This window comes from Pedobacter aquatilis (assembly GCF_030409415.1).
Lineage (GTDB): Bacteria > Bacteroidota > Bacteroidia > Sphingobacteriales > Sphingobacteriaceae > Pedobacter > Pedobacter aquatilis.
This window is the reverse complement of sequence record NZ_JAUFPW010000001.1, coordinates 17100-37854: the sequence shown is the minus strand read 5'-3', so window position 1 is coordinate 37854 and position 20755 is coordinate 17100. Positions and strand designations below refer to the sequence as shown.

Genomic DNA, 20755 nt, shown 5'->3' with positions numbered 1-20755 from the left:
TTTTTCATTCATAACGGCAATGCTAAACACATAAACAACAAATAAATTAATGAGTAGATTTAGTAAGTTATATGATTGAAGAAGTATTGGAAAGGTTTGGATTGGATGAAACAGATGCCAGTTACAAACCTTTCGGGAGCGGTTTGATTAATAATACATGGAAAATTTCATCTCCTGCTGGAGATTATATTCTTCAAAAGATAAATACCCATGTGTTTTCTACACCAAAGGATATATCGGATAATATTCTGATGATTAAGCATTATCTGGATAGGGTAGCTCCAAAGTATTTTTTTGTCGGCCCCGTGCAAACTAATAATGGCGATTCTGTTTTAGAGTTTAACGGAAATGCTTACAGGCTTTTTCCATACGTAGCCAACTCAATAACTATTGATGAGGTTCAACATGCAGATCAGGCTTATCATGCGGCAAAACAATTCGGTAAGTTTACGCGTATGCTAGAAGCATTCAATCCCGAAAAACTAAAAATTTCTATTCAGGATTTTCATAATCTGCCTTTCAGGGTAACTCAATATCAACATGCGTTATCTATAGCTAGCAAACAAAGGTTAGATGCTGCTGAATGGGCAATAAAAGAGATAGATAGGCATTTCTACATCGTAAATATCTTCAATCGGGTTACAGAAAATCAAGAATTAACGGTAAGGGTAATTCATCATGATACTAAAATTAGCAACGTACTCTTAGATAAAGATAACGGACGTGGTATTTGTGTTATAGATTTAGATACGGTTATGCCAGGTTTTTTTATTAGCGATGTGGGCGATATGATGCGAACTTACCTTTCTCCATCAAATGAAGAAGAGTTAGATTTCGATAATATTAAAATCAGACCTGAAATGTTTGCCGCTATTTATAAAGGCTACATGGAAGAAATGGATAAAATTTTAAATACATCAGAAAAGCAACTTTTTATTTACAGTGGTAAGTTCATGATTTTTATGCAAGCCATTCGTTTCTTAACCGATTTTTTATCTGGAGATGTTTATTATAAAATTACTAATCCAAGGCATAATCTAAACAGAGCAGAAAATCAAATCTTCCTTTTAAATAAATACACAGAAAGCGAACCAATTTTTAATGATATTATAGATAACAGGACTAAAGTTTTAGAAATAACGTCTTAATCAAGGAAATTCACATCCCAAATAATTAATACTCAAAGCTACGGAAACGTGGCTTTTTGTTTTACAACATAAATTTTACTCTTGTTTGGAATAAGATATGTTGTGCACTAATAAATATTGTTTTTATATTTGATAAGCGTTTAATTAACGTTTATAATGTTAATTAAGGTTAAACTAAAAAACCAAATATAAATATGAACAGACTTTACCTCGCTTGCATGCTATTGCTGGCAGTTTTTACTGTACAGGCGCAAACCCGAAAACTCAGTGGAACAATCTTTGAGTCGGGCACTACAACTACAATTCCTGGTGCAAATATTTCTGTTACTGGTGCTGATGCAAAAGCCATTAGTGATGTTAATGGTAAATTTACAATTGATGTTACTAGCGATAAAGCATACACATTGGTCATTAGATATGTGGGATACATAGATCAGTCTATTGTTATTCAACCTACGGATCAGAACATAAAAGTTAACATGGTTTCGCAGACGAATGATTTAGATGAAGTTGTTGTTGTCGGTTTCGGAACCATTAAACGTAGAGATTTAACCGGAGCCGTGGCCTCAGTAAAAGCTGCTGATATTGTGAAAGCACCCACACATAATGCTATAGAAGCAATACAGGGTAGAGCTGCAGGAGTTGATATTACCCGAAGTAGCGGTAGTGCAGGTGCTGGTGTAAACATTCAGATAAGGGGAACACGTTCAATTTCCAATAACCCATCGCCTTTATATGTTATAGATGGTGTTCAGAATGGCGGCAGTATCAATAACATCAACCCGAACGATATCGAAACTATTGATGTATTACAAGATGCATCTTCAACAGCAATTTACGGTTCGCAAGGTGCAAATGGTGTGGTTATCATCACTACAAAAAAGGGAACATCAGGAAAACCAAAAATTTCTTATAATGGCTATTACGGTATTAATGGTGAAACTGCATTTCCAACACCACGCCAGGGTGAAGATTATTTAACCCTAAGGAGAGAATCTTTTAGAAATGATGCAGGCGTAATTACGCAAACTGATGCGCAAATATTTAATGGCGCAGGCGAATTAGCAGCCATTCAGGCAGGTGCATTTGTAAACTGGATGGATTTGGCTATCCAAAATGGTAGACAACAAAGTCATACGGTTTCTATAAGAGGTGGTTCTGAAGCAACTAAAGCATTATTCTCATTAGGTTATTTTAACGAAGAAGGTGCGCTTAGAAATAATGATTATAACCGGTACAACTTTCGTTATAATATCGAACACAAAGTGAATAATTGGTTTAAGGCAGGTATTACTGGTCAGTTAGCTTACAGTAAAACCAATGCCCGCCGGGATCCATTATCTGCTGCTTTAACGGCTCTACCATTTGGTACACCTTATAATGCAGATGGAAGCATCAATATCTTTCCGATGGGCGGTTTTGCAACGGGTAATACGGCTTTGAGTCCGCTAACAGATGAAAGACCAGGCGCCGCGATTGATGAAAACTTAGGAACTGAAGTAAACGCAACGGGTTTTGCAGAACTAACGCCAATAAAAGGTTTAACCTACCGGATGAATTTTGGTACGGTACTTAGCAACAGTAGAAGAGGAGTATTTAACGATCAATTTTCAAATGCCCAAAATACGGTAAGGTATGCATCAGCCTCGCTTACCAATAATAATGGAAGATACTACAACTGGGATAATGTTATCACTTATAATAAATCGATAAATAAACACAATTTTACCGTAACGGCATTATCAAGCTATATCCACAGCGACGCCGATGTAAATTCTGCAACAGGGATTAGACAGGTATTGCCTTCACAAGGTTTCAACAATCTTTTTGGTACTGAAGCATCAAGCAGGGTTACAACTTCGGGCTTTACAAGGTTCGATTTATTGGCTTTTGCAGGGCGATTAAATTATAGCTATGATGGTAAATATCTTTTCCAGGCAACCCAACGCTGGGATGGTGCTTCGGTTCTTGCGCCAGGCAGAAAGTGGGATGATTTTGCATCAGCATCTGTTGGTTGGGTAATCAGCAGCGAGGCTTTCATGAAAAACCTTAAACAAATTAGCAATTTAAAGTTGAGGGCAAGTTACGGTGCTGCGGGTAATTCGGGCAGTGTTTCTCCTTATGGTTCTCAAAGTTTAATAACAACGGTACCCATGGGTTTTGGCGAAGTACCGGTGCCTGCATTTGGTTTTAGTGGTGCAGTAGCCAACCCCGATCTAGGTTGGGAACGTTCGGCAACCTTAAATACTGGATTAGACATTGGTTTGTTCAACAACCGAATTTCTGGTTCACTTGAATTGTATCGTACTAAAACAACAGATATTATCTTAAGCAGAGGGCTTCCACTAACAAGCGGACAAAGTACCATCACGCAAAATATTGGTGCAACACTAAACAGCGGTATCAACGCAAGTTTAACAACTGTTAATTTCCAAACTAAACATTTTACATGGAGCACAACTGCAACCTTTTCTCGTAACAAAGAAAGAATTACAGCTCTAATTGATGGAAGAAATATTGTAGCCTCGAATAATCCGGAAGAGAATTCACTATTTATAGGCTCGCAGGTTAAAGTGTTTTATACCTACAAAAAGTTAGGAATTTGGCAATTAAACGAAAACCCAGGTGCTTTAAGCTTAGCTGGACAGGCTTTTAGATTTGGAGACATCAAATTGGAAGATGTAAACGGAGATGGTATCCTTGATCCTACAAATGATAGACAAATTATTGGTGGTATTCAGCCAAAATGGTTTGGTGGCTTGCAAAATAATTTCAGGTATAAAAACCTGGATCTAAGTATTTTCTTAATCGCAAGATATGGGCAAACCGTTAAGGCAGAATTTGTTGGGAGATACAATCCGGGCGGTGTAGCCAACGGACCGGATAACTTTGATTATTGGACCATCAATAACCCTTCTAATGATTTCCCTCGCCCTCGTCAGGGTAACGGTCTATCAAGCATTTACCCAAATCAATACCAGTCGTTATTGTATATCGATGGCTCATTCTTTAAAATTAAGAACATACAGTTAGGTTACACCTTACCAAAAAGCATTACTGATAAATTGAAAATAGGTTCGTTAAGAGCTTATGCAACAGGTTCAAACATCTTTACGTATTCAAAAAATAAATTACTGAGAGATTACGATCCGGAGCGTGGCGGTGCAGAATCATCACCATTGAGCCGCCAGTTTGTATTTGGTTTCAATTTAGATTTATAACATTTAAGAAATTATCATGAAAAGGAATATATTTTTGTTCGCAGCGCTTTTATCAGCCTGTTTAGTTTCTTGCGAAAAACGCCTGGATGAGGTAAATCCGGGTGGTGCAACTGCTGATGCAACCTGGACAACACCACAAGGGTTTGTTACAGCTGTTAACGGCGCTTATCAGGAGCAGCGTGCCTGGTACGGTAAAGAAGATGGTTTATTGGTTTCAGAAGGTGGAACTGATTTATGGTTTAACGCAAATAAGGCCAACTATGCAAATCAGCTTACACGTTATGAAGGTTTATCTGGTGCAACACCAAGTTCTTCTTTAGCAGTTTTCAGGTTATTTTACAGAGCTGTAAACCTGTGCAACGCCGGAATAAATCGCATAGAAAGTGCTGGTTTTACCGACGTGGCAGAAAAAAACCGCCGTTTAGGAGAATTAAGATTTCTCCGTGGATTTTATTACTGGCATATTGTAGAGCAGTGGGGTGGTGTTAATTTACGTACGCAGGAAACAACAACAGTAGAATTAACCGCAACACGGAGTCCGGTAAGTGCTTTTTACGATTTAATAATTAGTGATTTAAAATTTGCTGCAGATAACCTACCGGTTTCTTCTTTCTGGGGTGCTGAATATAGTCGTGCATCAAAAAAGGCCGCACTTGGTTTTTTAGCCAGAGCATATTTATCAAGGGCATATTATGCAACCGGAACAGAACGCACAGAATATTTTACCCTTGCACGAAATACTGCAAACGAAGTAATTACACGCAAAGCTGAGATTGGAACTGATTTATGGGCAAGTCCTGCTGAACTTTGGAATCCGGCAAATAATAAAAATAACAAGGAAGCATTATACATCATCAGTAATTCTACAAATACGGCAATTGATTATGATGGGAATGCAAACAGATTACATGCCTGGTACTTAACGCAATACAGCAATAAACCTGGTTTAGTTCAAAGCATTCCATACGGGTTTGATGGACAACGCCGCTTGCAACCAACTCGTTTTCTTTTAGATCTTTTTAATGAGCAAATTGATGCCCGTTACGCAGCAAGCTTTCAGGAAAACTGGTTGGCAAATTCTACAACAAGTGGCTCAACAGCATTTACGTGGACTGCCGCTCAGGCTGCTACTTATGGTAAAGCCGCCAGCGTTGTTGGTGCAACCGTTGTTAGTGGAACCGGACTTTCTTTACAGATTACTAAAAATATTGTTGCCGACAAAGCAACAAAGCCTTATGTAGTTGTAGATAGAGATGATTTGTACAACGCTAATGGCACCATTAAATCGCTAACAGATTTTGTTGCTTTAAAAAAGTTTTTAGATAATAACAGGACTGTTCCAAATTCTCAGCCTGGTTTTAATGATGTGATTGTGATGCGCTTGGGAGAAATGTATTTAATTTCTGCAGAGGCAGAATTTCAACTTGGAAATTACGGCGCAGCAGCAACTCAGTTAAACGTATTGCGTACACGTGCAGCAGTTAAAACACCTGTTAATCAAACTGCGGCTATGCAAACAACAGCTGCTGCAGTACAAGGCGGTGGTATAGATTTCATTTTAGATGAGCGTGCAAGAGAACTTTGTGGTGAGCAAATAAGATGGTTTGATTTAAAACGTACATTAACAGGCGAGCAGTTTGTGGCCCGTATCAAATCTGCAAATCCGGATATTACAGCGGTACAAGCCTTTCATCGATTAAGGCCAGTGCCTTTAACCGAATTAAATGCTTTGTTGAATGGAGCAGAATTCGGTCAGAATCCTGGATATCAATAAGAGGTTAAAAAAAGAGCAGGCAACAATGCCTGCTCTTTTTTTAGGTATTAAACTTTAATTACCCTTTTGCTTATAATAAGTACTAATTAGATTTTTTATCTTCATTATATTTTTGAAAAATCATAGCTAAATCATCAAAACCTAAATATTTAGATTGAAATTGTTTAGTTAAAACCTGATTATCAGCAAAGGCTTTACTCAGAACGTCGATATAATTTTTCTTGGTTAACTCATAAGTTGTATTCCCTTCTTCATACATAAAAGTTTCATCTATTGAAGTCTTTCCTCCGCTGTTTGAAAAGGAATTTGTATTAGAAAAAATTGGCCTTCCGCCCGAAGCATGCATAGTTGGAGCAGCACTCATGCTTGCGCTTCCAGAACCAGCAGTTGTATAAATATTAAATTTTCTATAAAATTTTGATGTTGGGGTTAACGCAGCTATACTTCCTAAATAAAGTTTATTTGCTTTATTATTTTCGGTTTTAACCACTAAACTATCTCTTCCACCAGATAATACAACAGATTGTATTTTATCCAAAGCAATGGTTTGTTTCTCTGTTTCATTATCTTTCTTAAAAACTATCGAATTTAAAGAAGAAGGAACAAATAAAAAGCCTTCCATTTTTTGTCCGTTGGAAGTGTAATAATGGCCGTACTTGAAATCACGGGCTTGTTGCGCTTGTACGGTTAAACAAAAGATAACCAATACGATGAGTAGATTTAATTTTAGCATATGTAGATGATTAGAATGTTAAATTTAAATAAAATACCTTTCAAATTAAACGTTAGTACCTCTTGTAATTTGTAATAATTTTGTTCAGTTTTTAATTATTGCCAGCTATTTCTTTTTAAATACATCCATCATATTCAAAGAAACCGCGACACCAGCTGATGATAATTTAGAATTTCCATAACCAATTTCGGTTAGAGGAATTTTCATGAATGGGCTAATCCCTACGGCGAATTTATTGTTAATTTTGTGTTGAAAGGTTACACCTACATTGGCTACACCAAGCAAATGGTTGTTTTGGTTGTGAACCTGGTATGATTTCGGACCACTTGTATACTCATTCTCGTAAGTATAATTATATCTTTCCTTTAGCATCAAATAGCTTGATAATCCAGTGGTTACGATTAAACTGCTCCTACTGTTGCCTAAAACTTTATAATTTACATTAATCGGAATATCCAGTACATCGCAATTGGCGTATATGTTTAGTGGTTGGTTTTTAAAAACATAGTTAGAGTTTGGCTTATAAAGGCTAAAATCAGAATTGTAAAGTTTTTTGGCATATGCTAAGCCACTGCTAATGCTTAATTTATTGTTCAAAGATAAAGAGATTCCTACACCTATACCGCCACTTAAACTGCTTTGACTAGAGCCTTTTACGCTGGTTAAATCAGGAGCAACGCTGAAGGTTAAGGAAAGCGACGGCTTGTTAACAGTTTTGTTAATCGATGAAATGGCTGATTTTTTAAAACCTATTTCTGTTTTTATTTTCTGTAGCTTATAATCAACGTTAGTTTTTCCAGCTGCTAATTTTTGACTTTTTATATCGGCGAGTAATTTAATATCAGTCGATTCGCTTGTAGAATCAGTTACTTGTTCATTTCTGAGAACAGGATTGAGTTGGGTTTTATTTTTATAATCCAAACCATTTCTTACTGCATCAATTATTTTTATTTCAGAATTTTTTCTTTCGGATAAATCATTGCTCAAATGAGGGATTTTTGAGGATTTAGCTTTTTGGCTTTTAGCTCCATTATTCCATTTTTGCTGTAAAGCAGTTTGCTCGCTAAGTTTCTGATCAGGTTTATTCAGTAAAAAAACGATTGTTAAAATGGCTGCTATTGCCGCAATCGTACTTATCCAAAAAATCGGACTGATACTACGCCTACCTTCCTTATTCAGCTTTTTATCCATTGCAGCCCAGTGCATCTCGTCAAACCGAATCTCCGGATTTTTAAGCCCCTCCTTAAATAACGTATCTATATCTTTTTCCTCTTTCATTAAATATTGGTGTTTAACCCTATTTGTATCACCGGCGTATTCTCGCTGGTTTTCCAATCACTTAGATTTGTTTCTTCAAATGTTTTTAATAGTTCTTGTAATTTTATTCTAGCCTTAAATAAGTTTGATTTTGATGTGCCGACAGAAATGTTTAGCATCTCAGCTATTTCCTCATGTGTAAAACCATCTATAGCAAATAAGTTAAAAACAGTGCGATATGCCGGACTAAGCAATTGAATTACCTTTAATAAATCTTCGTATGCTAATCTGTCGTTTAGTAAACTAACAGGTGCTAACGCTTCCATAGAATCGAGCTCTACATGAGCAGCAAATTTCAAATTAGCACGGTAGAAATCAATTGCTGTATTGGTAATTATTTTTCCTATCCAAGGTAAAAACGCTTTATTAGGATCGTAATGGACAATATTTTTAAAAACTTTAAAAAAACCTTCGTTTAGTATTCCAGCAGCATCAAGCCTGTTGTTGGCATAACGCAAACAAATACCCATAGCAAAGCTATAGAAGTGTTGATATAGCGCTTTCTGGCTATCTCTTTCATTTCTAATGCAACCCTGTATATGCCTATTCAGTAAATCTTCGCTGTTAAGCTTTTTGCTCACTTATTCTCCTTTCAATACGATATACGGCGATTCTTTTGTAAAGGTTGCCTGCACACATTTTTTTAAAAAAAATCTTAAAGATATATTTTTTGGTTTGGGCAACCTTGTTTGTTGCTGCCACGTAATGCTGATAATAAAGTTACAAACCTTAAACTAAAACGTTATGATGGACTTCAAAAAAAATCTAATGGCCACTAGCTGCCTTGTTTTGCTATTTATTTCTGCCTGTAAGAAAACGGTTAATGAAGAACCGATGGTGGAGAAAAAAGGAATTCAATTAGCAAGTGATGCTAAATTTGGAACAATACTAACCGATAAAGCCGGCAAAAGTCTTTATTTTTTCTCTTCAGATGTGGGTGGTACAGCCAATTGTACTGGCGGTTGTGAGGCCACTTGGCCACTATATTATGCTTCAGATGTGAGTACAGATGTTAATCTCGATAAAACACAGGTTGGCGAAATTACGAGACCTGATGGAAGAAAACAAAGTACTTACAAAGGTTATCCACTTTATTATTATGCCAGCGATATAGCCGCTGCGGATGTAAAAGGCGATGGTATAGGCGGAATTTGGTTTGTAGCAAAGCCAGATTATTCTTTAATGTTAGCCAACATGCAACTTACCGGTTTAAATGGAAAAATGTATACTTCAGCTTATGTAGAAGGTACAGGCAACACCCGTTATTTTACCGATGCTATGGGCAGAACCTTATATGCCTTTTCTCCTGATAAAAACAATAAAAACACTTTTACAAAAGCAGATTTAAGTAACAATACCGTTTGGCCGGTTTATGAGGCAGAATTAAAAAGTTTACCATCAATTATTACAAAGGATTTAATTGGTGTTACAGATGTATATGGAAAGAAACAAATGACTTATAAAGGCTGGCCACTTTATTATTTCGGACAAGATTTGGTAAGAGGAAGTAATAAAGGTGTTAGCGTTGGGGCAGCACCCGGTTTTTGGCCGGTGTTAACCTTAACAACAACGGTTGCACCAGCACCATAATCTGTGGCTTTGTTCTGTAAAATGTTTTGAGTATCCTTTTTCAAATGCATTGGTAATTAAATTAAATAACCATGAAAGTAAATAAACTTGTAATTGCAGCTGTATTGCTTGCCTTTATTATTTTAAGATGTTTGGCGGTCAATGCACAGAGTTACCTTGCATCCAATGTAACAACATCTTTTTATTCAGAAACACCGATAGAAGATATTAAAGCATCAAGCAGTAAAACTGCAGCGGTTGTTGTGGCTACAACAGGCGATTTTGCTTTTCAGGTGGCAATAAAAAGTTTCGAATTTGAAAAAAAACTGATGCAGGAGCATTTTAACGAAAATTATCTCGAAAGCAATAAGTATCCTTCCGCATCTTTTAAAGGCAAAATAAACCCAAATATAAATTGGAAAAATGACGGGGAATATAGTGCGGTTGCCAAAGGAACTTTAACTATTCATGGGCAATCTAAAGCAAGAAGCATTCCTGTAAAAATTATCGTCAAAAATAAACAAGCAAATATATCGGCAAATTTTGATGTGGCATGCACCGACCATAATATCGAAATCCCAACCCTTGTTTTTACAAAAATTGCTAAAGTTATTAATGTAAAAGTGAATGGAAACCTAACTCATAAACCCTAAAAAATGTTCAAGTACTTTACAATTATCCTCGTTTTTTTGGTATTAAGCACTGCGCTTTTTGGCCAATCGGCAGATTCACTATTGAAAACAATAGCAGATACTACCACCTCAAAAAAAAGTAGTTCTACATTCAAATCGACCAGAATTGTACTTTCTCATTCTACAGAAACACAAAAGGCGCATGATTTGGATATGCGGATTCGTCATCATTTCGGAGATATTGGCGGTGAATTTGGAAGTGGCCATACCCTTTACGGCTTAGATGTTGCCTCCGATTTATTTATTGGTTTTGATTATGGCATTACTAATAAATTAACCGTAAGTGTAGGTAGAAGTAAGCATGATGAATTATACAATGGTTTTATTAAATATAAAATTGCTGAGCAAAACTCAGGTTCGGGCCAAAATTTCCCTTTAAATGTTACTTTTTTAGCTCAAATGGCATGGATAACCCGAAAACCTTTTGCTACCACTGAATTTGCTTCTTACGGTAATCGCTTTTCGTACTTTTTACAACCATTAATTTCAAGAAGAGTAACCGATAGAATTTCTTTACAATTGGCGCCAGCCTTACTGTTAAGAAAAAATACAGTTGAAATAAACGACCCAGAAGGCTTGTTCAGTTTAGGTTTCGCTGGGCGGATAAAATTAACCAAAAGGTTATCGTTTGTGGCCGATTATACTCTTGTGAATGGCTTAAATCGCCCTAAAACATTAGTGCAAAAATTTTATAACCCTCTAGGCGTTGGTTTAGAAATTGAAACAGGAGGCCATGTATTTTCATTAAATTTTATGAATTCAGAATATATCTCTGAGAACAGCTTCATTCCTGATACTAAAAAATCATGGACAAATGGAGGCGTTCGCTTTGGTTTTACAATCTCCAGAAATTTTACCCTTTATAAATCAAAGAATAAAAACATTCAATCTAACATATACTAAAACTAAAAAAAATGGAACGTAACGAATTTATCAAATCTCTTGGTTTAGGGGTTGCCTTAGTTTGCACAGGTAGTTGCTTTGCTGGTTGCGGTAGTAAAAGTAACGACCCACAGCCAAACGGACCGAGCGGTGTAACGCCTCCAGCAGGCGGCGCAAGCGTTAACCTCTCTACACAATTATTAACGGTAGGTGCATCTATAGTAGTTGGTGGCATACTCTTTATACGCACAGCAACTGGTAATGCAGCAACTTCATTCGTAGCAACGCAGGCCGTTTGCCCTCATCAAGGTGGGTCACTTGGTTTTATTCAAGCCAGTAATTACATACAATGTAATTTGCACAGTGCGAGGTATACCACCGGCGGTGCAATTTTGGCTCAGCCGAATGATGGTGGTACAACTGCAGCATTAAAAGTTTATTCGTTAAGCCTTGATGGAACCACCTTAACAGCAAATGCATAATTTGTCGAATGCCAAATGTGATGGGTAATTTTAATTATTTTGAATCCAACAGAGCCTGATGCAAAATCAGGCTCTTTTTTTGTTCGTAAACATTAATTTGTCATCCCCCTTGATAGTAAGAAAAAGGATGTTCAAATTCGCTATCGAAATATCAAACCCTAAAACCGCAATGAACTTTTACAAAGATAGATTGACTGTATGTATGCCTGCCAGAATTTCAACTTTAACTTTGCTGCTAATATGTTTTAGTCGCTTTACATTTGCACAAAATACACCGGCTAAAATAATTTCTGCTGATCTTAGCGAAATATCCGGCATATCAATTTTAAACGACAATTTATTCTTTGTGCATAATGATAGTGGAGATACTTCCAGATTTTTTGCCATCAATGCTAAAGGTAGTTTAATATCAACATTGTATTTCAAAGCTCATGCTTCAAAAAAGCATTTAGGTGTAACGGATTGTGAAGATATTGCCATTGGCCCTGGCCCTGTAACAACTAAAAGGTATATCTATCTCGGCGATATTGGAGACAATGCGAATAACCGCCCATACATTACAGTCTATAGGTTTCCAGAACCGGGCAAGTATTCCGGTAAAATGCAGATCGAAAGTGAAGCCGTTCATTTAAAATATCCCAATGGTCCGCAAGATGCAGAAACTTTAATGGTCGATCCCATATCGAAAGAATTAATCATCGTATCTAAACGACAGGACACCGTCGGAATATATTCAGCATCCCTCAATTTCAAAAACAAAGATACTGTTACGATGAAAAAGCAGGGCAGTCTTTTCCTCCCGGGCAGAGGTCTGTTCAAGTATGTAGTTTCAGGAGATATATCTCGTGATGGACGGCAAATCATTCTAAAAACCTATACAGCCGTTTATTATTGGCTGCGAAATGGTAAAGAATCAATTGCCCAAACCTTGAAGGGAAAACCTACAATACTTCCCTATAAGATGGAACCGCAAGGGGAGGCCATTGGTTTCACACCGGATGGAAAAGCTTACTATTGCATCAGCGAAGGGAAAAATGCTGTGATTTATCGGTATGATATTCCAAAAGTTACTTTGTAAGCCTTATTACTGGATTTTCCCTACAAGCAGATTGATTTCATATTGCCTTACCATTTGGAGTGTACTTGTTAAGGGTTTCTTAACCTTTTAAGTAAGCAAGGGGTTACCAAAGGGTTATGAATGGGTTACCAAAGGGTTACGAATGGGTTACCAATGGGTATAGAAAGGGTTAAGCAGGGGTTAACAAATCTGCACCAAAGGGTTAACAAATCGTAATTAAAAACCAGGTAGATTTGCAGTTTTTGGTTTCATAGACCATGATTATGATTAGCGAAAGAATATTGAATTTTAAACTAAAAAAGCCCATCTTTTGATGAGCTTTTAATCAGTAGCCGTTAATGGACAAATTTTGAATTTTTTCATTACTAATTTGAGGAATTGGCGAAAGTTGCTAATTATCTTAAACATGAAAATAATGTGCGTTTTTTGAGGCAATATCTAAATTAACAATCTTATTTTCCCATCGGAAATCCATAGGCTAGTATAGTATTGCGGATGTGTAGGGGTGCTGACAACATTTTAAGATGATTAGGGCTCTTAAATTATTATTTTTTTGCTAGGTTAGCGAGGAACCAATCTCCTCATTATGCTCAATAATTTGACCGTACTAGTAGTTTTATTTATATCAACCAGCTTTTCTGCTTTGGCCCAAAAAAACTTAATTAATGAACTAAACAATGAAATAATCGCTATTGATTCAAATAATAGTCAGGGTTATACCATCAGTAAAGAATCTTTAGGTAAAGTCTTAATTGGAAATAAAGTTATAGGCATCGGAGAGGCAACGCACGGAACAAAAGATTTTATTGACCTGAGATTATCATTAATTAAGAACCTTGTAGAAAACCTCAATTATAAACTGATTGTGCTTGAATGCGATTATTCAAGTACGTTACCAATGAATGAATATATCTGCGAAGGAAAAGGATCAGTTCAGACTGCCCTCAAAGCTATGGGATTCTGGATGTTCAACAATAAGGATTTCATTGCAACTGTAGAATGGCTCAAAGCTTACAATCAGAACAAACCTGAGGAAAATAAAATAAAGTTTTATGGATGTGATATGCAGGCTCCAATGATTATCTATGATCTACTTGTGGGCAAAACTGTACTGAAAAACCCGTTGACTTTGGATGAAAAAGAAGGTTTGAAACTTCTGGCAGATTACTCAAAAACAAAGTTTTCTAAAAATGAACTGGAAAATCTTAATACTTTAAAAGTACAAATTAATTTAAGAATCCAGGAATCGAAAGAGTCAGAAACTATCTTAAATGGATTACACACCATTGTGCAAAGAGTGAATCACAAAATAATCGGCCCCGGAAAAGACCAGTCTGAGTTTAGGGATAAAACAATGGCTGAAAACTTTACACGAATATATAAACAAAATAAAGCGTGCAATACCATACTCTTGGCCCATAACCTCCACATAAGGAAAAACCATAATTCATCTGGCGTAAGCTTGGGGAGTGAGCTTAATAAGACGTATGGCGCTTTTTATTATGCATTAGGAACGAGTTTCTATCGTGGAAATGTAACTGCTGCTGATCGGGACACTAAGCAATTAAAAACCTTTTATGTTGAACAAAACGATAAAAAATATATCGAATACACTTTTAATAAATTGGATAAGGATAATTTTCTGTTGGATTTCAAGAGCTCTGAACAAAATCCGGATGTTTTATCATGGTTACAAAAGTCTATCTCCACGCGTCAAATCGGTGCAACGTTTTCCGTTTCAAAACTTGATGATGAAAATACATCCAGGGCCATTGTGCAAGATGAAACTTTTGACGGTTTAATTTTTCTTAAATCTACAAATGCTTTAAATTTCTAGAAATATTTATTTCTGAATCAGCTACTGAGGATACATTCGTTTTTTGAGACAAAACTTATATTAAATAAGCTTTTAGTATTAAAAATCTAGCTCTTTTTTTTGGGTATTATTGAATTTTTCTTTTGTATATGCCTGATGGGCACGCTGTATATATTATCCTTTTGAAAGGGTCGTAAAATAATGTCCAAAAATTTTCGTCTTTTAATCCTTCAGTATATGGATTCCAGTTTTTGCCTCCATCTTTAGTTATAAAAATTCCTTTATCCAAAGTAGTACAAATGATGATTTTAAAATTTATTGGAGTGATTGAGGTTACTGTAACATATTCATTTTTTACTTTCAATCCATTGTTGGTTGCCGACCAAGTTAATCCATCATCTATGGATTTATATACCCCATGAGCATATGTTCCCGCATAAATGACATCTTTGGTGGTCGCAAAATCCCAAATCTCCAAAGAATCTAAAGATTTGACTCTCTTAAAGAATGTACTTTTATTTTTAGATCTTAATGTGAAGGGTGAGCCATTATTTCCACTAATAATTAAAGTCTGTTGACTATTCAATGCAGCAGTACGCGTGGAAAAATTCGTATAACCGTTTAAAATATATTTCTTCCATGTTTTACCATTATCTATGGAAGACCAAGTGCCATTATTACTTATACTGACAACAATTATTTTTTCAGAGAGGTGTTTGAAGATTGCATAATCACCTTTTATATCTTTTACACCACGCCAAGTTTTACCTTCATCATCAGAGATTAAAATTTTATTTTTTTCGAAAATTAATAAGTTACCGTTTGAGGTCGTGGCAACATCGGTACCCCCATCTTTTCGTATCAGCTTCCAATGTTTTGAGCTCAAGGAAAATTTCCAAATTCCATTGCCGCTTGCAAAAATATTGGATGTGCCTCCTGTAATTCTGAAAGTTTCCCAGTTGTCTATTCCATTCCCGACTTGTGAGAATTTATTTCCAATTTTATCTGAAAAATACAGACTTCTACCATTCGTTCCTACAACAAGTTGACCACTCTTAATTCTCATTATGAATCTACATATTTGCCCATTTAGTTCTTCCATTACCCATGTCTTTCCTTTATCTACAGATTTGTAAACACCAACTTCCCCATTTATTTGTTCGTACCCTGCTGATGCGTAAAGACTTGTGTCTTGAAGTAAAATCGAACTGATTGGTGAATTTGTATCAATGCCCTTATCACTTCGATACCAAGTTAAACCATCATCTCTTGAAAAGTATATGCCTCCTCGAACTTTTCCACTTTCTTCTTGACGATCGCCAAGTGATGCAAACAGCAAATTATTGAATTCTACCACCCCAGATATAGGAATATGGGTAGGGAGACCTTTTCCTGCCAGCAGCCAATTCTTCCCTTTGTTTTTAGAAATATATGAAGCTTTTTTTGTAGAAACAATTAAAATTCCTTTGCTTGTTTGGCTTAGATTAATTGGATCCAACTTTTTAAAGGAAGTTTGGGACCATGACCTTCCATCGTCATCAGACTTAAATACTCCAGTAGCAATATTATTGTTATTGCCTTCGCCAATAAATGCTGCTGTTAAAAAAAGTTGGTTTTCTATATTTTGTATTATAGAGTATAAATAAACATTTTTATCAAATCCTATCAATGACCAATTTATACCCTTATCATCTGATCGATATAAACCAGAACGATACACACCAGCCAAGAGCGTACCAGAGCTTGTAACGATAATTTGGTCAACTACCTTTCCTTATAACCCGCAACTTTTCCAATTTTTGCCACCATCGTTTGATTTGAAAATACCCGAAGTAGTAGCAACGTAAAGGATATGATCATCTGCTTCTGCTAGGCTTCTTATTGATGAGGCAAGTGGACTTTCCATTTTTTCCCATTTTGAGTTTAGGCTAGCTTTTTTATTTTGACAACCAATTAAAAACATGAAGGATATCATTAAAAGGCTTTTGATCATTTTGATATATATTAAGATATTTTATGATTAAAATCAAATATAGCCTAATATTTTAGTGTTGAGGAATTGTTACAAAAGTTAGTATTGCGTTTTTGTAAGATTGATTTATCATTAATTACATGTTTTGCTGTGATTGGTACATATAAATAAACCACCCTTTCAAATTCTCGCTGAAGGTCGCTGACCAGGTTTTTCCTAAAATCTTTTGCCCATTAATACCGAAATTCTGTTCGCCCTGGTCCATTTCTGTTATAAAATATAATATTATCGAGTACTTACTTCAGGGAATACATGGAAGTGTCTCCAATTTTTTCTACGGTTAACATTTTTTGTTTTTTGGATTTCTAATACCAAACCTGTGCCATTTGCGATTCCGAAGAATTGGTTTTTTGTTTTGTACAGTTTGCCGCTATGCAACCTTCCAAAATGAAAACTTTCCTTTTCATTTTGGTGCAGTGATATTGAACGAAATTTTTCTCAACAGAAAAAAATGTATGCCTTTTTTGCCTCTGAGCGGCATAATTGTAATTTCTCATGGCTTAGGCATTCCCTTTGTAACGGCCATGGCATGAAATTTTAAGATAATGGATAACCAGATTATATTTATACGAATAGCCGATGAGCGGGATATTAAATTTATAAACGAGATCATCGAGGAGACTTACCAGAGTGCATTGGCCAGGGGCAGTGGAATCTCACGCCGTAGCTTTGAATCGGTCGAAAGTAAGATCCTTGGCGGAAAGGCGGTGGTTGCGCTGACCAGCAATGGAGAATGGGTAGGTTTTTCCTATTTGGAATGCTGGGAGAATGATCGTTTTGTATCCAACTCTGGGCTTATCGTAGCACCAAAGTTCAGAAATTCCGGAGTGGCCAGAGCCATTAAGAACAGGATTTTTAAGCTTTCCAGACGTTTATATCCCGATGCTAAAATTTTCAGTATCACTTCCGGACCAGCCATCATGCGTATGAACTCAAAACTGGGTTTTCTACCGGTAAGTTTTGCGGAAATCACCCACGATGAGCAGTTTTGGGAGGGCTGTAAATCGTGTGTAAACTATGATATTCTCCAGCGTAAAGGAAAATGCAATTGTCTTTGCACGGCCATGCTTTTCGATCCAGATTATTTTATAAACGCACAACCACTCGTTTACGAACAGACCGAATTTTAGGCCATCCATCACGCGAGCGATCGGTCGCTCAAGCCATTTGTCGCCTTAAATTGCAGTGGTTTCAATCCCGAACTTTTAGAGAGCGAACTTTTCGGATACAAAGAGGGGGCCTTTACGGGCGCTTCTAAAGATAAAAAGGGCTTGCTCGAAGAGGCTAATGAAGGAACGCTTTTTCTGGATGAAATCGGGGAAATGAATATTGATTTACAAGCCAAATTACTCAGGGTATTGGAAAGCCAGACTTTTATAAAAATTGGTGATACCAAAACCAGCAAGGTCAATGTGCGCATCATTGCCGCGACCAATAGAGCGTTAAAAGAGGATGCAGAAAAAGGCACTTTTCGCTCAGATCTTTATTACCGCTTATCAGTATTTTCTCTGGAATTGCCATCATTGGCACAGCGGCGCTCAGATATCGTTCCCATTGCCAAATATTATTTAGATGAATTTGCCATTAAGGTAAACCGAAGCGAAATGATCATGGATAAGGACTTTATTAACCTGATTATCAACTACCCTTGGAAAGGAAATATCAGGGAATTGAAAAACATAATGGAACGGGTGGTCATTCTGGCCGATGGCAATATTGTTACAGCGGACCTTTTGCCTTTTGAATTTCACAACCTGGAAAAGGATAATGTGGGGATGAGTATGGCGGCAGTTGAAAGACAGCATATCAAAAAGGTTTTGCGGCATACAGGCGGGAACAAAACCGAGGCATCAAGGGTATTGGGCATTGGCCTGACCACACTGTATCGGAAACTTGAAGAATATCAGCTGAACTGATGAATCGATTTTTTTCAAAATGAAAAATGACCCTTCCAAAATGGAAGGGTTTTTTTATGCTGTTTTTTCTGTACCTATTTTTTTTCGGGTTAAGTAATTGTATTTCAATTGCTTGCAGTTGATTTATGTTTTTGTGGTATGGGAGTTGAATAAGGCATGCCAAAACAAATAAGTTATGACCATACTCCTATTTCTAATCCTGATTGTGCTCTGCTGGGCAAGTTACAAATCCATCGACTGGTTCGAAAAAATCTAAACATTATGATAGCACTATTTATTATCGCCGTAGCCGTATTTATCTATATGATTTACGTGCTAATCAAACCCGAAAAATTTTAAAACGGTCTGTGAAGACATTTAACGAATTAAGAAATGAACACTGAATTAACCGGCATTATTGCCACCTTCCTGCTCACCCTGGTTATTGCCATTCCACTTGGTAAATACCTGGCTAAAGTATTCGCAGGAGAAAAAGTCTGGACAGATTTTTTAAAACCACTTGAAACATTCATCTACAAACTTTCCGGTATAAACGTGAAAGAACAGATGAACTGGAAGCAACAACTAAAAGCCCTGATGACCATCAACCTGGTATGGTTGGTTTATGGTTTTTTTGTCTTGATGTTTCAGGATAAACTTCCATTTAATCCCGATGGTAATCCTGGGATGACAGCTGACCTATCTTTTAATACGATCATCAGTTTCGTAGCTAACTGTAACCTGCAGCATTATTCCGGAGAAAGCGGGGTAAGTTACTTAAGTCAGCAATATGTTTTAATGTTTCTGCAATTTGTAAGTGCAGCAACAGGTATTGCAGCGGCCGTGGTATTATTTAAAGCATTCAGGGATAAAAGCACAACTCAACTGGGTAATTTCTGGGAGTTTTTCGTAAAAGCAATTACCCGTTTGTTATTACCATTAGCTGTTGTTGTTTCCATTATCCTGGCTTTTAATGGTACGCCATCAAGCTACGAAGGGAAAGACCAATTTATTTCGATGCAGGGTGATACGGTAAATGTTTCACGAGGACCTGCGGCACAAATGATTGCTATTAAACATTTGGGTACCAACGGTGGTGGTTATTTTGGGGTTAATTCGGCACATCCTTTCGAAAACCCGAGTTATTTTACCGACATGGTGGAGTTAATTGCTCAGGTAATTATTCCAATTGCGATGGTTATTGCCTTTGGATTTTTTATAAGAAGAAAAAAACTGGGTTGGACAATTTTTGGGGTAATGACCATTGGTTTGTTTATGCTGCTTATTCCGATGCTTAGTTCTGAACTTGGTGGAAACCCTGCATTAGCTAAAATGGGTATTTCACAAACGACCGGTGCAATGGAAGGCAAGGAGGTTCGCTTTGGCCCTGCAGCATCAGCATATTGGGCAACGGTTACCACGATAATTTCTACTGGCTCGGTAAATAGTATGCATGACAGTTCTATGCCAATGTCAGGCACATGGCAATTGCTTGCGATGATGATTAATTCCTTTTATGGAGGTTGTGGTGTAGGCTTATTGAACTATTTCATTTATCTAATCGTAGCGGTATTTATATCCGGCCTAATGGTGGGCAGAACGCCGGAGTTTATGGGGCATAAGTTAGAGGCCAGAGAAATCAAGATTGCTGCAATTATCACTTTGCTTAGTCCATTTTTGATTTTAGCAGGTACGGCCATAGCCAGTTTCGTATTTACCAATTTTGGCGATGCCGATTGGGCGGTACAACCTAAAAACTGGTTAAATAATCCAGGTTTCCATGGATTTTCAGAAATGCTGTATGAGGTTACCTCATCAAATGCTAATAATGGTTCAGGTTTTGAAGGATTAGGTGACAACAACATTTTCTGGAATATATTAACCGGTGTCGTTATCTTCCTGGGTCGCTTCTTGCCAATTATTGGTCCGGTCGCCATTGCAGGATTGTTGGGTGCTAAAAAATTCATACCGCAATCTGCCGGTACACTTCAAACCGATACCAAAACTTTTGCGCTGATGACCTTTGCGGTGATCATCGTATTGAATGCCCTTTCTTATTTTCCGGCATTGGCTTTAGGCCCCTTGGCGGAATATTTTACAATGCTTAAATAAATAT

General features: G+C 36.8%; 18 protein-coding genes. 13 read left to right on the top strand and 5 right to left on the bottom strand.

What is annotated here, in order from left to right; translation table 11 throughout:
- The first annotated feature begins 71 nt into the window (after window positions 1-71).
- From QWY86_RS00160 to QWY86_RS00150, 3 genes are all read left to right on the top strand, one after another.
- Window positions 72-1148: a phosphotransferase enzyme family protein gene (locus tag QWY86_RS00160; protein WP_290237366.1), complete on the top strand. Its 1077-nt coding sequence runs from the start codon at window positions 72-74 to the stop codon at window positions 1146-1148.
- Window positions 1149-1342: 194 nt separating this feature from the next.
- Window positions 1343-4369 (top strand): SusC/RagA family TonB-linked outer membrane protein, encoded by a 3027-nt coding sequence (locus tag QWY86_RS00155; protein WP_290237363.1) that lies wholly within the window; start codon window positions 1343-1345, stop codon window positions 4367-4369.
- Between the two features lie 16 nt (window positions 4370-4385).
- Window positions 4386-6143 carry a RagB/SusD family nutrient uptake outer membrane protein gene (locus QWY86_RS00150; RefSeq protein ID WP_290237360.1) on the top strand — a complete coding sequence of 586 codons (1758 nt, stop codon included), beginning with the start codon at window positions 4386-4388 and terminating at the stop codon, window positions 6141-6143.
- Window positions 6144-6225: 82 nt separating this feature from the next.
- Here QWY86_RS00150 and QWY86_RS00145 read toward each other — a convergent pair whose 3' ends face one another.
- From QWY86_RS00145 to QWY86_RS00135, 3 genes are all read right to left on the bottom strand, one after another.
- Window positions 6226-6876, bottom strand: a complete 651-nt coding sequence (locus tag QWY86_RS00145) for a hypothetical protein (RefSeq protein ID WP_290237358.1) — start codon at window positions 6874-6876, stop codon at window positions 6226-6228.
- A gap of 105 nt (window positions 6877-6981) precedes the next feature.
- A complete protein-coding gene (locus QWY86_RS00140; protein WP_290237357.1) occupies window positions 6982-8154 on the bottom strand; it encodes a hypothetical protein in 1173 nt (390 codons plus the stop codon).
- Window positions 8154-8774 (bottom strand): RNA polymerase sigma factor, encoded by a 621-nt coding sequence (locus QWY86_RS00135; protein WP_290237355.1) that lies wholly within the window; start codon window positions 8772-8774, stop codon window positions 8154-8156. Before QWY86_RS00135 ends, QWY86_RS00140 begins: the two co-directional genes overlap by 1 nt.
- Window positions 8775-8961: 187 nt before the next feature.
- Here QWY86_RS00135 and QWY86_RS00130 point away from each other — a divergent pair, with 187 nt between their 5' ends.
- From QWY86_RS00130 to QWY86_RS00105, 6 genes are all read left to right on the top strand, one after another.
- The gene (locus tag QWY86_RS00130; RefSeq protein WP_290237353.1) at window positions 8962-9783 is read left to right on the top strand and encodes a hypothetical protein; all 822 of its coding nucleotides are present in this window, start codon (window positions 8962-8964) and stop codon (window positions 9781-9783) included.
- Between the two features lie 71 nt (window positions 9784-9854).
- The gene (locus tag QWY86_RS00125; protein ID WP_290237351.1) at window positions 9855-10415 is read left to right on the top strand and encodes a YceI family protein; all 561 of its coding nucleotides are present in this window, start codon (window positions 9855-9857) and stop codon (window positions 10413-10415) included.
- A 3-nt stretch (window positions 10416-10418) separates the two neighbouring features.
- Window positions 10419-11357, top strand: a complete 939-nt coding sequence (locus QWY86_RS00120; protein WP_290237349.1) for a DUF5777 family beta-barrel protein — start codon at window positions 10419-10421, stop codon at window positions 11355-11357.
- 11 nt (window positions 11358-11368) lie between these two features.
- The gene (locus tag QWY86_RS00115) at window positions 11369-11818 is read left to right on the top strand and encodes a QcrA and Rieske domain-containing protein (RefSeq protein WP_290237348.1); all 450 of its coding nucleotides are present in this window, start codon (window positions 11369-11371) and stop codon (window positions 11816-11818) included.
- A 169-nt stretch (window positions 11819-11987) separates the two neighbouring features.
- Window positions 11988-12896 (top strand): hypothetical protein, encoded by a 909-nt coding sequence (locus QWY86_RS00110; protein ID WP_290237345.1) that lies wholly within the window; start codon window positions 11988-11990, stop codon window positions 12894-12896.
- 586 nt (window positions 12897-13482) lie between these two features.
- Window positions 13483-14733, top strand: coding sequence for an erythromycin esterase family protein (locus QWY86_RS00105; RefSeq protein WP_290237343.1), 1251 nt, complete (start codon window positions 13483-13485; stop codon window positions 14731-14733).
- Between the two features lie 106 nt (window positions 14734-14839).
- Here the strand turns inward: QWY86_RS00105 and QWY86_RS00100 are convergent, their stop codons facing one another.
- Both QWY86_RS00100 and QWY86_RS00095 read right to left on the bottom strand, forming a co-directional pair.
- Complete coding sequence (locus QWY86_RS00100; RefSeq protein ID WP_290237341.1) at window positions 14840-16441, bottom strand: beta propeller repeat protein; 1602 nt, start codon at window positions 16439-16441, stop codon at window positions 14840-14842.
- 45 nt (window positions 16442-16486) lie between these two features.
- Complete coding sequence (locus tag QWY86_RS00095) at window positions 16487-16618, bottom strand: beta propeller repeat protein (protein ID WP_290237339.1); 132 nt, start codon at window positions 16616-16618, stop codon at window positions 16487-16489.
- Between the two features lie 761 nt (window positions 16619-17379).
- On the opposite strand from QWY86_RS00095, the gene QWY86_RS00090 reads away from it, so the two are divergent.
- The 4 genes from QWY86_RS00090 (at window position 17380) to kdpA (ending at window position 20751) form a co-directional block, all read left to right on the top strand.
- Complete coding sequence (locus QWY86_RS00090; protein WP_290237337.1) at window positions 17380-17874, top strand: GNAT family N-acetyltransferase; 495 nt, start codon at window positions 17380-17382, stop codon at window positions 17872-17874.
- Between the two features lie 3 nt (window positions 17875-17877).
- Window positions 17878-18660, top strand: coding sequence for a sigma-54 interaction domain-containing protein (locus QWY86_RS00085; RefSeq protein ID WP_353958883.1), 783 nt, complete (start codon window positions 17878-17880; stop codon window positions 18658-18660).
- Between the two features lie 156 nt (window positions 18661-18816).
- Window positions 18817-18999 carry a potassium-transporting ATPase subunit F gene (locus QWY86_RS20035; protein ID WP_353958882.1) on the top strand — a complete coding sequence of 61 codons (183 nt, stop codon included), beginning with the start codon at window positions 18817-18819 and terminating at the stop codon, window positions 18997-18999.
- A 33-nt stretch (window positions 19000-19032) separates the two neighbouring features.
- Window positions 19033-20751, top strand: a complete 1719-nt coding sequence (gene kdpA, locus QWY86_RS00075) for a potassium-transporting ATPase subunit KdpA (protein ID WP_290237335.1) — start codon at window positions 19033-19035, stop codon at window positions 20749-20751.
- Window positions 20752-20755: the final 4 nt, after the last annotated feature.